Annotated in this window: 10 protein-coding genes; 2 read left to right on the plus strand and 8 right to left on the minus strand. The window is 65.0% G+C overall.

The annotated features are described in order from the left end of the window. Positions 1-470: hypothetical protein (locus tag ESZ60_RS21125; RefSeq protein WP_209021346.1), on the plus strand; the 470-nt coding region annotated here is incomplete at its 5' end. Positions 471-825: 355 nt separating this feature from the next. On the opposite strand, the gene hisG is transcribed toward ESZ60_RS21125, so the two are convergent. Genes hisG through hisS form a run of 3 tightly spaced genes read right to left on the minus strand, consistent with a single transcriptional unit; the run spans position 826 to position 4,048 of the window. Next, positions 826-1,503, minus strand: coding sequence for an ATP phosphoribosyltransferase (hisG, locus tag ESZ60_RS17420; RefSeq protein WP_134681996.1), 678 nt, complete (start codon positions 1,501-1,503; stop codon positions 826-828). After that, positions 1,500-2,567 carry an ATP phosphoribosyltransferase regulatory subunit gene (locus ESZ60_RS17425; RefSeq protein WP_134681997.1) on the minus strand — a complete coding sequence of 356 codons (1,068 nt, stop codon included), beginning with the start codon at positions 2,565-2,567 and terminating at the stop codon, positions 1,500-1,502. The genes hisG and ESZ60_RS17425 overlap by 4 nt, the downstream gene beginning before the upstream one ends. Continuing rightward, positions 2,564-4,048 carry a histidine--tRNA ligase gene (hisS, locus tag ESZ60_RS17430; RefSeq protein WP_134681998.1) on the minus strand — a complete coding sequence of 495 codons (1,485 nt, stop codon included), beginning with the start codon at positions 4,046-4,048 and terminating at the stop codon, positions 2,564-2,566. The genes ESZ60_RS17425 and hisS overlap by 4 nt, the downstream gene beginning before the upstream one ends. Before the next feature lie 48 nt (positions 4,049-4,096). On the opposite strand from hisS, the gene ESZ60_RS17435 reads away from it, so the two are divergent. Continuing rightward, on the plus strand, positions 4,097-4,312 hold the full coding sequence (locus ESZ60_RS17435) for a SlyX family protein (RefSeq protein WP_134681999.1): 216 nt from the start codon (positions 4,097-4,099) through the stop codon (positions 4,310-4,312). Positions 4,313-4,319: 7 nt separating this feature from the next. Here ESZ60_RS17435 and ESZ60_RS17440 read toward each other — a convergent pair whose 3' ends face one another. The 5 genes from ESZ60_RS17440 to ESZ60_RS17460 all read right to left on the minus strand — a co-directional run bounded on the left by ESZ60_RS17440 (position 4,320) and on the right by ESZ60_RS17460 (position 13,243). Further along, positions 4,320-4,784: a DUF4177 domain-containing protein gene (locus ESZ60_RS17440; RefSeq protein ID WP_134682000.1), complete on the minus strand. Its 465-nt coding sequence runs from the start codon at positions 4,782-4,784 to the stop codon at positions 4,320-4,322. Between the two features lie 103 nt (positions 4,785-4,887). After that, complete coding sequence (locus tag ESZ60_RS17445) at positions 4,888-6,558, minus strand: Hint domain-containing protein (protein ID WP_134682001.1); 1,671 nt, start codon at positions 6,556-6,558, stop codon at positions 4,888-4,890. A gap of 339 nt (positions 6,559-6,897) precedes the next feature. Beyond that, positions 6,898-8,412, minus strand: a complete 1,515-nt coding sequence (gene gatB / locus ESZ60_RS17450) for an Asp-tRNA(Asn)/Glu-tRNA(Gln) amidotransferase subunit GatB (RefSeq protein WP_134682002.1) — start codon at positions 8,410-8,412, stop codon at positions 6,898-6,900. A 70-nt stretch (positions 8,413-8,482) separates the two neighbouring features. Then, on the minus strand, positions 8,483-10,384 hold the full coding sequence (locus ESZ60_RS17455; RefSeq protein WP_134682003.1) for a monovalent cation:proton antiporter-2 (CPA2) family protein: 1,902 nt from the start codon (positions 10,382-10,384) through the stop codon (positions 8,483-8,485). Beyond that, positions 10,385-13,243 (minus strand): hypothetical protein, encoded by a 2,859-nt coding sequence (locus ESZ60_RS17460; RefSeq protein WP_134682004.1) that lies wholly within the window; start codon positions 13,241-13,243, stop codon positions 10,385-10,387. Positions 13,244-13,268: the final 25 nt, after the last annotated feature.

The following is a 13,268-nucleotide window of genomic DNA, read 5'->3' on the forward strand; positions in this document are numbered from 1 at the left end:
GCCTGACGAAGCACAGCCATGATCTGCGGTTCCGTGAAACGGCTCTTTCTCATTCGAATCTCCTCAGCTCACGCTACGAGAAAATTCTACTTATGCAGCCCCTTAACCATGGGGAGGATTACCGAGCCCCCTACAGTCATTCTTCCAGACCGCAGCGAATGCAATTGCAGCATACAGGTTCGGCCCATTTCGACGCTCGCCAAGACAACCGGCGCTGCGGCGCAGCACCCCAGAACAGGCATCCGTGGCAAACCTGCAAACATTATCAGGCAACCCAGGGCGGGAGTGTTGATCACACTGCAGGTCACTTCAATCGAAACGTGGCGATCCCGACCGCTATACCCACGTTGCTGAGCTTCGGCTTGGCAAACAGAGTGCCGTCGGGCAGCGGTTCGCAGAGTGGCGCATGGGGAGAGACGCATCCTGATGTCGGTCCCTCCTTTTGTCGTGTCGGTGCGATCGTTTCCTAAGCAGAGATTCTCTGCTTTTCCCCACGGATGCTGGTTCTTCTAGCGGTTCCGGTATCGCACGCCCTTTTGGATCGCCTTCTCAGGGGCGTGGTCGTCTTGAAAGGTCTGACGGGCGGTGACATGCAATGCAGCCTGGGTCTTCACCGGGGGTAGGCCCACGACCTTGCGTGCCCTCAAAGAATCGACCCTTCCCGCCATGAGCTCGCTGGGCCTTGCCGAAAGGTAGCTTCTCAAACCCCAAAGGCGTGAGCCACCCAACCCTCAATCGTCAGAAGCACCGACCTGCCAAAAACCGCAGAATGACTGTGGCATCTCGGCACGACCGTCGTCGCATCCCGCTGAATGTCCAAGCGCCCTAGAGGCCCAGCCTTGCGGCGAAAGCCCGCACTTCGGCCTCATGCCCGGCGGCAATCGAGCGCAGCAACGTCGCCTGACTGCGCAGGATCGGTTCCTCGGCAAGGATTTTCAGGTGGTTCGCGCGCAGGGTTTCACCTGACGAAGTGATATCGGCAATCGCCTCGGCGGTCAGGTTCGCGACCGTCCCCTCGGTCGCGCCTTGGCTATCGACCAATTGGTAATCGGCGACCTCGTGATCCGAGAGCCAGGCCCGCACCAAACGGTGATACTTCGTGGCAATACGCAGGCGGAAACCATGCTCGGCGCGGAAATCGCGGGCGATGGTGGCGAAATCATCCAGATCGTCGCAATCGGCCCAACAAGACGGCACGGCCAAAATCAGATCGGCATGGCCGAAGCCCATCGGGGCCAGTTCTTCGACATGGCTGCGCCAACCGGCCAGCTTCTCGCGAATCAGGTCGGTCCCGGTCACGCCCAGATGGATGCGCCCGGCCTGAAGCTCGCGCGGGATCTCGCCCGCAGAAAGCAGCACCAGCGAGACGTTTTCCGCCCCGTCGACCCGACCCGCATATTCACGATCAGAACCCGAGCGCGACATGGTCACGCCGCGCTCGGCAAACCAGTCGAAGGTCTGCTCCATCAGCCGCCCCTTGGACGGCACGCCCAGCCGGATCATGCGAGACCCCCGAGTTCATAGACGAGGCCGGGACGGATGATCCCGCCCACCGCCGGGATCGAACGGCCCTGCGCCTGCCCCAGCACTGCCGCCAGCGCGTCATAGCGCCCGCCCGAGGCGACCGGCGGCCAGTCGGCGCGGCCCTCAGCGGCAAAGCTGAAGGTCATGCCGTCGTAATATTCCATCGTGTGACGACCGTGGCTGGCGTCGAAATGGATCGCATCCACGTCAATGCCGCGCCGCGCGAGGTCGACAAGGTTGCGCTCCAGCCGGTCCACCGCCTCGTGGATATCGGGGATTTCGCTCGCAAGCTGGCGCAGCTGCGCCAAGGCCTGCGGAGCCGGAGCCTGAACCGCGAATAGCCGTTCGAGCCGCTCGACCCATTGCGGGGCCAAAGGCTGTTCACCCGCATCGGCTTGCAGTCGGTCGATGCGTTCCTGCATCTCGTCGGGCGTGCGCAGGCCCGTCCAGACCGAGGGCGCTTCCGAGAAATTTCGCCCCTCAGCCGGGGCACTGAAGCGTGCGAGCAGACGGGCGAAACGCTTGGGTCGCCAGATATGATGCAGCAGCGCCGCGCGGCGTGCACCGGACAAAGGCAGCGCGCGGACGGCATCCATCAGCAGATCCATATCGCCCATGCTGGCCTGCAGCTTCAGCGGCGCGAGGATGTCGTGGAACAGCGCGAAGACCTCGGCATCGGCATCCGGGTCGCGGGCGAAAAGCTCGAAACCGGCCTGCAGATACTCGTTATCGCGCGGATGCTCGGGGCGGCTTTCGCCGTGGTCCTGCTTGCGGAAGACCTCGCCCAGATAGCAGTAGCGGGCCGGTTCCGCGCCGTTCTCCATATGCATCTGCACGACGGGAACGGTGAAATCGGGGCGCAGCATGACCTCGCCCCGGATCGGGTCCTGCGTGACATAGGCGCGGGCGCGGATGTCCTCGCCGTAAAGATCCAGCAGCGTCTCGGCGGGCAGCAGCAGGTCGGGCGCGACCTCCTCGGCCCCGGCGGCGCGGAAGGCCGTCAGGATCTGCTGGCCGATCGCCTGTTTCGCGCGCTTGCTCATCCCAGAATGCGCCGGACTTCGGCGACCAGATCGCCGCGTGCCACCTCGGTCTGGGCGGGCTGGGCCTTCCATTCCTCATGGCTGGCCTCGGCAGCGATTTTCGCACCAAGGATCAGGTCCTTGACCTGCACCACACCGCGCAGAGCCTCGTCGCCGCCCTGGATGATGGCGACGGGCGAGTTGCGCTTATCCGCATATTTCAGCTGGTTGCCGAAGTTTTTCGGGTTGCCCAGATAGACCTCGGCGCGGATGCCGGCTTCGCGCAACTCGGACGCCATCGCATAATAGTCGCCCATGCGATCGCGATCCATCACGGTCACGACGACCGGACCCTGATCGACGCCGCCCATCAGCCCCTTGGCGCGCAAAGCGGCCAGCAGGCGGTCGACCCCGATGGACACGCCCGTTGCAGGGACTTTCTGGCCGGTGAAACGCTCGACCAGACCGTCATAGCGACCACCGCCCGCGACCGAGCCGAATTGGCGCTTGCGGCCTTTCTCGTCGAGGATTTCGAAGGTCAGTTCGGCCTCGAAAACCGGGCCGGTGTAATAGCCAAGCCCGCGCACGATCGAGGGGTCGATGACCGCGCGATCCTCGCCCACGCCCATCGCGGCCAGCATGTCGCTGATCTGCGCCAGCTCCTCGACGCCCTCGGCACCCGTGGCCGAAGCACCGACGGCGGCGCGCAGGTTCTCGAGCGTGGCGGCATTGTCCGCGCCTTTCGAGGTCAGGAAGGCGATCACCGGATCGGCCTGTTCCGGGCGCAGGCCGACACCTTCGATGACCGCGCCGGATTCGTCCTTGCGACCGGTGGTCAAAAGCTGGCGGACGCCCTCTTCCCCGACCTTGTCGAATTTGTCGATGGTGCGCAGAACGTCATCGGCAGGCTTGCCGCCCTCGACGCCCATCGCTTCCAATATGCCGTTCAGGACTTTGCGGTTGTTGATACGGATCAGGTAATCGCCGCGCTGGATGCCAGCATGTTCCAGCGCACCCGCCAACATGCCGCAAATTTCCGCATCGGCGGCCACGCTGGCCGAACCGACCGTATCGGCGTCGCATTGATAGAACTGGCGGAACCGACCCGGCCCCGGCTTTTCATTGCGCCAGACCGGACCCATCGCATAGCGGCGATAGGGCGAGGGCAGGTCATTGCGGAACTGCGCCGCGACACGCGCCAAGGGCGCGGTCAGGTCATAGCGCAGCGCCAGCCAGTCGCCCGCGCCGCCGCCCGGGACCTCGGCCTCCTGCCATGCGAAGACGCCCGCGTTCGGGCGGTCCACGTCGGGCAGGAACTTGCCCAGAGCCTCGACAGTCTCAACGGCGCTGGTTTCCAGAGGCTCGAATCCATGTCGATGGTATACTTCTGCAATGCGGTCGAGCATCTGCTTGCGCTCGGTCACGTCTGCGCCGAAATAGTCACGAAACCCCTTGGGCGTCTCTGCCTTGGGACGTGGTTGCTTTTTCTGATCTTTCGCCATGGTATGCCTCGGGCTTTTCCATGCGGGGGTCTAACGGATGGAGGATGCATGGACAAGCAGACGCTGGAAAGAACCGAGCGGCTCGAAGAGGCCGTCGCCCATCTGACCCGGATTGCGGATGATCTGTCAGGGATTGTCGCGCGGCAAGAGGGCGAGATCACCCGCCTGAGCCGCAAGATCGGCATGCTGATGGAGCGCGAGGCCGAACGCGAGGCCGAGGGCGGGACGATTCCCTTGGCCGACCAACGCCCGCCGCATTGGTGAGAGCCGCTTAGCGGCTCGCCGGGCCCAGACGCGGGCCAGAGGGCGCCAGCTGTGGTGGCGCGGTCAAAGGCGGCTCGCCGGCCCGGCTCTGCGTCGGTCGCGCCATGGCACGCATCGGCTCGCTGAAGGGCGGTCGCACGGGCGCATCCGGCGTGGGTTCGGCCTGATCTGCGGGCAGGTCCGCTTCGACGGGTTCCGGCTCCTGGGCCGCGACCGGAATGGGCAGGATTTCCTCGCCATCATCCACCGCGCGGCGAAAGACCAGGATATTGTGATAGATCGTGGTGCGCCCGGTCAGGCCCGCACGTTCCTCGCAGGGCAAGGTCTCGGCACGGACATATTCCCAGCCGTCCTGCGCCATCTCGTTGAGCGCGGCAGCAAGCGTTGCCGAGAATCGTTCGATGCCGGTCTTGGCACCCTTGGACTTTTCGCCGCGCGAGGGGGCCGGAATGACGGTGTATTCGTATACCATTGGATCGTCCTGCCTGTTCCGTGATCCAAGAGTTACGCCAGATCGTTCGGCAAGAAAAGCGCAGCGCGCAATGCTTGGTTGCATTGCGCGCCACGGTCAGGGTTCAGGACAGGATCGGCTGACAATTCCTGCAATGCCGCTCGGCCAGCTTGCGGGCCAGACGACCATTGCCCAAGGGCCGGGCCGTGGGTCGATCCCGCCCCGAGCGCAGCTCAGGAAAGAGCGTCAAGATCTCGTCGCGCGCCGCCTCGCCGATGCTTGAAAGCGCCTGTGGCCCGGTATGCAAGGTCTCAGCCTCGGCCCCGTTGGCAAAGACGATCTGATGCGCGTCGAGCAGGAAATGGACATAGGTGACGCTGTCGCAATCCTCGATCACCTCGACCCCGTCAAGCGCAAGGAGTTGCTTGGCCGGGACCAGAACCTCGCCAAAGCCGAACATGCGCTCGACTATGCGCGAGCGGGCGACCAGCCGATGTTGCGGCGAGACGACCAGATCGCGATCCGGAATCATCGGCCCCAGCGCGCCCGCGCGGATCCTGATCGGTCTCAGATGCGGATGAAGCGCCAAGGTCTCGCGGTCAAGGCTGCGGCTCGAGATCCAGCGGATCGGTTGCGGACCCTCATCCTTGGTCAGCACCCTGTCGCCCACTTTCAGCTCGCCCGCGATCGTTTCGCCATCCGCCATCCTGATCCTCGTCTCGGCGGCAAAGCACAGCACGCTCACATTGGCCGAAGTCAGATTGGCCTCGGTGTGATCGAAATCCGCGAACTGGATCGTCAGGCTGTGCCCAGGGCCGAGGTTGAGAGTTCCCCAGGAACCTCCCTGCTCCGAGGCGAAATCGGCGCGCAACCATGCCAGAGGCGTTGCATATGTCGTTCCATGCTCGGCATTATATGCCGCAAGCGTCGTAGGGTTGTAATAAGAAGACAGATCAATCCTGTCTATCAGCGGATTGAAGTCCAGAATCGAATCTCTTCCGGCGCTGACAAGGAATGTATCCGCACCGCCGCCGCCATAAATCGTGTCGTTCCCGGCCCCACCATCGAGCAGATCGTCTCCGTTACCGCCTGTCAGATAATCGGCCCCAGCCCCGGTCGCGATGGTATCGCTGCCCGTTCCCCCATGAACCTCATCTTCGCCCGAGCCCGTGGTGAAAAGATTAGCACCGCCGCCATAATCATAAATGTAGTTATTGCCCTCGCCCGCGTCGACGGTGTCTGCACCGCTGCCGCCTGAAAATCCCAGAATTATCTGGTCAGATCCCTCTCCGGTGGAAATGCTGTTATCCCCGCCGTAATCCAGAACATAGTCGTCCCCGGTTCCGCCAGAGATCGTGTCGTTTCCGGTTCCAGCGTAGATGGTGTCGTTGCCGTCCCCCCCTACCAATGAATTGTTTCCAGAGTAGTCCGCGAGCACGTCGGCGCCCAAACCACCATCGAGCGTATCACCGCCGGTTCCGCCGTCGAGGTAATCATCCTGTGTACCACCGCTCAGAGAGTCGTCGCCTGTCTCCCCATAAAGACTATCGCGTCCGGCGCCCCCATCGAGCGTGTCATTGCCCAACCCACCGAATACAATGTCATTGCCCTCGCCGCCCAGCAGCGAGTCGCTGCCCCCGTCGCCGCTGATGCTGTCGCCACCCTCGCCCCCGTCGATGGTGTCGCTGCCGGCAAGCCCATAAAGCGTATCGGCACCGGAAAGGCCGTTGATCTCGTCATCAGAATTGCTGCCGTTGATTGAATCGCTACCAGTCGTACCATTAAAAACCGGCATGGTTTCCCCCTGTGAGCTAATGCCGTCGTGAACAGGAAACAGTCGCCCCAAGAATTTACGATAAAATCTGAAAAAAATATGATGCGCGATTTGGTATCGAAGTTTTTATGCGCCACCGATCGCAAATTACATCTCAGGGATGAAAAAGAGCCGCATCGACTGCCTAAATTAAAAGCGTTGCCATAAATTCGGCAATGCGCCAAAGCGGCTTAAACAGGTTACGGGATTAAACCATGCCGCCGGGGCTGAAATTCCGGCTGGTCGGAGGGAATCATTTCATGAAAAAACCGCCTCCGGCCGAACCGAAGGCGGTTTTCTCTTTTCAGGCGAGAGAGCGGGTTACTGGCCCAGTTTCTGGCTGACCAGATCCTGCACGGCGGCGGGGTTGGCCTTGCCGCCGGTGGCTTTCAGCACTTGCCCCACGAACCAGCCCGCGAGTTTGGGGTTGGCCTTGGCCTTTTCGACCTGAGCCGGGTTCGCGGCGATGATTTCATCGACGGCTTTCTCAATCGCGCCAAGGTCGGTGACCTGCTTCATGCCGCGCGATTCGACGATCTCGGCCGGATCGCCGCCTTCGGTCCAGAGGATCTCGAACAAGTCCTTGGCGATCTTGCCCGAGATGTCACCCTTGGCGATCAGGTCGATCACGCCGCCCAGTTGCGCCGAAGAAACCGGCGAGGTCTCGACCGACAGGCCCTCTTTGTTCAGACGCCCGAACAGTTCGTTGATGACCCAGTTCGCGGCCATCTTGCCGTCGCGACCCTGCGCCACAGCCTCGAAGAAGTTGGCGTTTTCGACTTCGGCGGTCAGCACGCCCGCGTCATATTCCGATAGGCCCAGTTCCTGCACGAAACGCGCCTTCTTCTCGTCCGGCAGTTCCGGCATGTCCGAGGCGATGCCATCGACCCATGCCTGCTCGATCTCCAGAGGCAGGAGATCGGGATCGGGGAAATAGCGGTAATCGTGGGCTTCTTCCTTTGACCGCATCGAGCGCGTCTCGCCCTTGTCCGGATCGTAGAGGCGGGTTTCCTGCACGACCTTGCCGCCATCCTCGATGATGGCGATCTGGCGGCGGGCCTCATATTCGATGGCGGCCTGAATGAAGCGCAGCGAGTTCATGTTCTTGATCTCGCAGCGGGTGCCGAGATGGCTGAAATCCTGCGTTTCCTGATAGCGCTCGTAGGCGCCCGGCGCGCAGACCGAGACGTTCACGTCGGCGCGCAGGTTCCCATTCTGCATATTGCCGTCGCAGGTGCCCAGATAGCGCATGATCTGGCGCAGCTTGGCGACATAGGCGGCGGCTTCCTCGGGGCCGCGGATGTCGGGACGGCTGACGATCTCCATCAGCGCCACGCCAGTGCGGTTCAGGTCCACGAAGGACATGTTCGGGTCCATGTCGTGGATCGACTTACCGGCATCCTGTTCGAGGTGGATGCGCTCGATGCGGACCCGGCGGGCGACGCCGGGGGCCATGTCCACGATCACCTCGCCCTCACCCACGATGGGGTGGTAGAGCTGGCTGATCTGATAGCCCTGCGGCAGGTCGGGGTAGAAGTAGTTCTTGCGGTCGAAGGCCGAGCGCAGGTTGATCCCGGCCTTCAGGCCAAGACCGGTGCGCACGGCTTGCGCCACGCAGAATTCGTTGATGACGGGCAGCATCCCCGGCATGGCCGCGTCGACGAAGGCGACATGGCTGTTCGGCTCGGCGCCGAAGCCGGTCGAGGCACCGGAAAACAGCTTGGCGTTCGAGGCAACCTGAGCGTGGACCTCGAGGCCGATGACCAGTTCCCAGTCCTGTTTCGCACCCGAAATGACTTTGGGTTCGGGAGAGGTATAGGTCAGATGGTCAAGCATGGCATTTCCTTTGGCAAGGTTGCTGCGCTTCTAGGCGCTTGGGGCGCGGGTCGCAAGTGTTCGGGGCGCGTCAACGCCCGCCCGGACGGCTGCGTTCGACATAAAGCGGAATGTCGTCCTCGTTGACCGAGATCGGGCCGGCGCTCGGACCATGGGCGAAGCGCTCCATCAGCGCGTTTTCCAACTGCCGGTTCAACTCGCGCGAGCGGGCGACATATTCGGCATTGGATTCCAGCGGCAGACCGGGTTTCCAGACCTCGGCAAGGTTGCGCAGACCGGTCCGGTCCATCTGGTAATAGATCCGTTCCAGTTCGGCGGCCTCGTATTCCGAGAGGCCCGCGCGTTCCAGCACATAGCGCCCGGCGCGAAGAGAACTGTCAAAGGTCTCGCGGACGATATGGTCCACCTTGGCGTCGTAAAGCTGATAGACATTCACCCGGTCATAGGCCCGGGCGATCACCACGATTTCGGGCTTGATCTCGCGGGCATGGCGGATCAGGCGCATATTCGCCTCGGGATCGTCCATCGCGGCGACGAGGATCTGCGCCTTGGCGATGCCGGCGGCGCGCAGGATCTCGGGGCGGGTCGGGTCGCCGAAGTAACCCTTGAAGCCAAAGCGGCGCATGACTTGGATGACGGCCAAATCATTGTCCAGAACCGTGGTCTGAAAGCCCGACATGGTCACCAGCCGGTTCACCACCTGCCCGAAACGGCCGATCCCGGCGATAATGATGGGCTGCTGCTCTTCGATCTCGTCTGGGGGCACATCGGCGCGTTCCTCGGCCAGACGGCGCGAGATCCAGTCCGAGAGCATGAACAGCAAGGGCGTCGCCAGCATGGACAGCGCGATGACCAGCAGCATCGACTGGGCCAGCGCACGCGGTAGGATCGCGAGCGTCAGCGCAAAGGAAATCAGCACAAAGCCGAACTCGCCCGCCTGCGCCAGCGAAAGGGTAAAGAGCGTCCGGTCCCTGCCCCGCAATCCGGTGACGCGCGCGATACCGTAAAGCACCAGCGACTTGATGGCGATCAGCAGGACCGTCATGCCAAGGATCGATACCGGGCGGTCGATCAGGGTCTGCACATCCATCCCCGCCCCGACCGTGATGAAGAACAGGCCCAGAAGCAGCCCCTTGAAGGGCGCGATCTGCCCCTCGAGATCATGGCGGAACTCGGAGCCCGCCAGAACCACCCCCGCGAGAAAGGTGCCAAGCGCGTGCGATAGGCCCACCGCCTGCATCAGCGAGGCGATGCCCACGACGATCAGCAGCGCAAGCGCCGTGTCCAGCTCGCTCACATGCGAGGCGTTGACATATTTGAAGGCGGGGCGGACCAGATATTGCCCGATCAGGATGACCATGGCGACCGCGCCCAAGGTCACCAGCGCCAGCCCCCAGCCGGGCAGGCCATGCAGCGCGCCGGGCGGGTGCTGCTCGCCCGCGCCGCCCGCGCCATGCGCGGCCAGCAAGGGCATCAGCGCGATCATCGGGATCACCGCGATATCCTGCGTCAGCAGCACGGCAAAGGCGCTGCGTCCGCCCGCAGTCTGCATCAGCGATTTCTCGGACATGGTCTGCAGGACGATCGCGGTCGAACTCAGCGACAGGATCATGCCCATCGCCAGCGAGACCTGCCAGCTTTGGCCAAAGGCCATGACGACCATGGCGAGCAGCGCGACCGTGCCAAGGATCTGCATCCCCGCGAGGCCCAGCAGCTTGTGCCGCATCTGCCAAAGCGTGCGCGGGTCAAGTTCCAGCCCGATCAGGAACATCATCATCACGACGCCGAATTCGGCGAAATGCTGCAACTCGGCCATTTCATGGGCGTTGCCCGCAAAGCCCAGCACCGGCCCGATCACGATCCCCGAGATCAGGTAGCCCAGCACCGATCCCAGTCCCAGCCGCGCCGAGAGCGGCACGGCAATGACCATGGTCAGCAGATAGACCGTGGCGACCGGGAGGAATGTCTCCATCTACCGCCCGTCCAGCAGCCGCAATTCGCGGGTGCGGCCCGCCTTGACATAGGTCAGCTTGCCATTGCCGATGGAATTGACGGTTCCGCCGTCGATCTTGTCGCCCAGTCGCAGGGTGACGATTTTTCCGTTGCGCAGGCGGATCAGCGCGCGGCTGGCATTGCCTGCGCCGATAATGCCGATGATCGTGGTCCGGCCGGTATCCATGCCCCGGCGCTCGGTCGCGTTGGCGGCGACACGGGCGGCGGTGGTGCCACCGGTCGCGGCGCTGGCGGCCACCTCAGGTTCGTCGTCGATTTCCTGCGGACGATATTCCTGCTTGCGCGCGCGGGCGGCGCGTTCCTCGGCTTCGGCCTGGGCACGGGCGCGGGCTTCGGCCTGGGCGCGGGCGCGGGCTTCGGCGGCCTGATCGGCCTGGGCGCGGGCACGGATGCGAGCCTCGGCCTGCGCCTGAAGCTGTTCGTCCAGGGCACGCCGGGCCGCGACCTCGGCCTCGCTCGGACCTGGCGCCGGCGTCGCGGCAGCAGCAGCCGCGGCGACAGCAGCGGCTGCTGCGACCGGCGCGCCGGGGGCGGCCGCCGCAGGCGCGTCCGGCACAGCCGGGGCTGGCGCAGTCGAGCGGCGCGGCGGCGGCTGCGAAGACGAGAGGCGAACGGCATTCGGGATGGCGGGCGAAGCATCGACCGCGGCCTTGATCGCGTTTTCCACCGCAGCCTCGGACAGCCCGCTGACCGAGGCCCCGCCCGAGGGCCGAGCCTGCGGGCGCGACGTGGACTGCAAGACGCCACCCGCATTGCGCGACGGCTTGTCGGGCGGAGCGGCGGCTGCCGATTTCAGCGCCGCCTCGACTGCCGAGGGCGAAACCGCATCACTGGCCGTCCCCGGCTTGCGGCGCGGCCGCGCCTCGGCATAGCGCGGGCCGTAGCCGGTCGGCCGTGCATTTCCCGGAACCAGGCCATGGGCCCGCAGGTCCAGGATCAAGTCACGAAGCTGGCCTTGCTCGGCATCATCAAGCGCGTCATTCCCCAGATCGGCGGATTCGGGCTGCGCGCCTTCGGGGCGCTGGGGCGGACGCGCCGCGGCGGCATCGGCACGGGCGCTTTCATCCGGCACAGCCGCAGGCTCGGACGCGCGGGTCTGCTCGCCACCCGGTTTGCGCGGCGGACGCCGGCTATCGACATTGAGCGCCGGGTTCTGGCTGTCCGAATAGGACATCGGATTTCCCGGCACGCGGGGCTGGGGATCGGCGACCGGCACCGAGGTCTGGGGCACACCGCGAAGCGGCGACAAGAGCGGGCGGGCCGATCGGATCAATCGGGGTTCCGGCGCGGGAGTGGCGGGCGTTTCGGCGCGGGCGACCGGCTCAGGCCGGGGCGGCGGGGTCGCGTCGCGCGGCTGGCTGGCGGCGGGCGCCGGTGCGGCCGGCCGTGCCGCAGCGGGCGGCGCGGGTGTTCTGGGCGGCGCCTCGGCTTGCGCGACCGGTTCCGGCTTGTCCGCAGGCGTCGGAGCCCCGCGCTGTGGCGCGGCCTGCGCGGGTTCGGGTGCGGGTTCGGGCTGGGGCGTGACTTTCGCGGCCTGGGGCGGCACGACCACAGCAGTCACCTTCGAGGCAGCGGCTATCACGCGCTGCGTCTCTGCCGAAGCCAGATCGGCGAGGCCGGTCTGCCCGACGGCGCTTGGCGCAATCACCTCGACCATTTCGGGCGGTGCCTCTACCGGCGACACCAGCGCGGCCGAGGCCGGAGCCACACGCGCCGCTTCGGTCTCGGGGGGCGCGTCGAGTGCCGCGACAGATTCGGGCGGGGCCACGACCTGCGCCGGAACCTCGTTCTTGCCCAGCAGGCTCCAGATCGCCAACAGCCCGAGGATCAAGGCCAGAAGCATGGCAAAAAGCGCCCGCATGCTGCGGCGGCGCTCAGGCCTCGCGCGCGAGGGCGGGGCCGGCGCGGCCGCCCCTCCGCCCGCGCGGGACTGGCGCGCCTCGGCCGCGCGCTGATGCACGGCCCGGGCCCGCGGCGGCAGCCTTTTCTCAAGAGGCGGCGGCTCGACGGGCGCGGCGGTCGGTGCCGGGGCCGGTCGGGGCGGGACATGACGCATGTCGGGCCGGGCCGCGACCGGCGCGCCCGTCGTGAAACTTCCTGCCAGGACAGGCGCGGGTCCGGCGTTCGACGGTAGGGCGGGATCGGGGGCCGGATCGGCCTTTGTGGCGGCCGCCACTGTCGGCATCGGCCCATCCGGAACCGAGGCCGTGGCCGCAGGCGGGACCGGATCAGCCTCGTCATCCTTGAACATGAGAGCCGGCGCAGTGACACCGGCCCCGGCCGGATCGACAAAGGGACGCGGACGCGGCGTCTCATGCAATGCAAAAACGGGCTCGCCCTGGTAATGCTGGGGTTCGGGCTGCGCGCAATAACCCTGGGCCTCGAAACCATATTGCCGGGCAAAATCGCGCGCCTCGTTCAGGGTCTGCCGCGCGACTGCCGCGACTCGCACGCTGTCGCCCTCGCCGGTCCAGTCAAAGGCCAGATCCTCGATCGCATAGGGGGTCAGCCCGTCGAGCGCCCGGCGCACCGCATGTTCGCGATCGCCCTCGGGTGCCAGCGTCAGGGTCGTGTAGAGGATCTGGTCATCGGGGATGATGACGGTGACGGGAAGGATCTCGGCCTCCTCCGCGCCGGTCGCCATCCTGCGCAGCCGCACCAGCATGTCGCGGAAATCGGGTTCCTCGAAATCGACCGACCCCATATGCCGAAAGGCGGGTTTCGGCCCGTCCTGTCCCGCTGCATGCTCACGCCGCTGCAGATGCACGGATTCGCCGCTGAAGGACAGGGCATATTCGGAGGCGGAATCAAGCGACATCTATCGGTTTTGCCTTGCAGTTCCC

It is taken from the genome of Paracoccus ravus (assembly GCF_004522175.1).
In the GTDB taxonomy this organism is placed as follows: domain Bacteria; phylum Pseudomonadota; class Alphaproteobacteria; order Rhodobacterales; family Rhodobacteraceae; genus Paracoccus; species Paracoccus ravus.

What these genes read in the sequence shown, in the direction of transcription:
- hisS (WP_134681998.1), bottom strand. Translation starts at nt 4,048, where the DNA reads ATGGCGAAAGATCAGAAAAAGCAACCACGTCCCAAGGCAGAGACGCCC.
- ESZ60_RS17425 (WP_134681997.1), bottom strand. Translation starts at nt 2,567, where the DNA reads ATGAGCAAGCGCGCGAAACAGGCGATCGGCCAGCAGATCCTGACGGCC.
- ESZ60_RS17460 (WP_134682004.1), bottom strand. Translation starts at nt 13,243, where the DNA reads ATGTCGCTTGATTCCGCCTCCGAATATGCCCTGTCCTTCAGCGGCGAA.
- hisG (WP_134681996.1), bottom strand. Translation starts at nt 1,503, where the DNA reads ATGATCCGGCTGGGCGTGCCGTCCAAGGGGCGGCTGATGGAGCAGACC.
- ESZ60_RS17445 (WP_134682001.1), bottom strand. Translation starts at nt 6,558, where the DNA reads ATGCCGGTTTTTAATGGTACGACTGGTAGCGATTCAATCAACGGCAGC.
- ESZ60_RS17435 (WP_134681999.1), top strand. Translation starts at nt 4,097, where the DNA reads ATGGACAAGCAGACGCTGGAAAGAACCGAGCGGCTCGAAGAGGCCGTC.
- gatB (WP_134682002.1), bottom strand. Translation starts at nt 8,412, where the DNA reads ATGCTTGACCATCTGACCTATACCTCTCCCGAACCCAAAGTCATTTCG.
- ESZ60_RS17455 (WP_134682003.1), bottom strand. Translation starts at nt 10,384, where the DNA reads ATGGAGACATTCCTCCCGGTCGCCACGGTCTATCTGCTGACCATGGTC.
- ESZ60_RS17440 (WP_134682000.1), bottom strand. Translation starts at nt 4,784, where the DNA reads ATGGTATACGAATACACCGTCATTCCGGCCCCCTCGCGCGGCGAAAAG.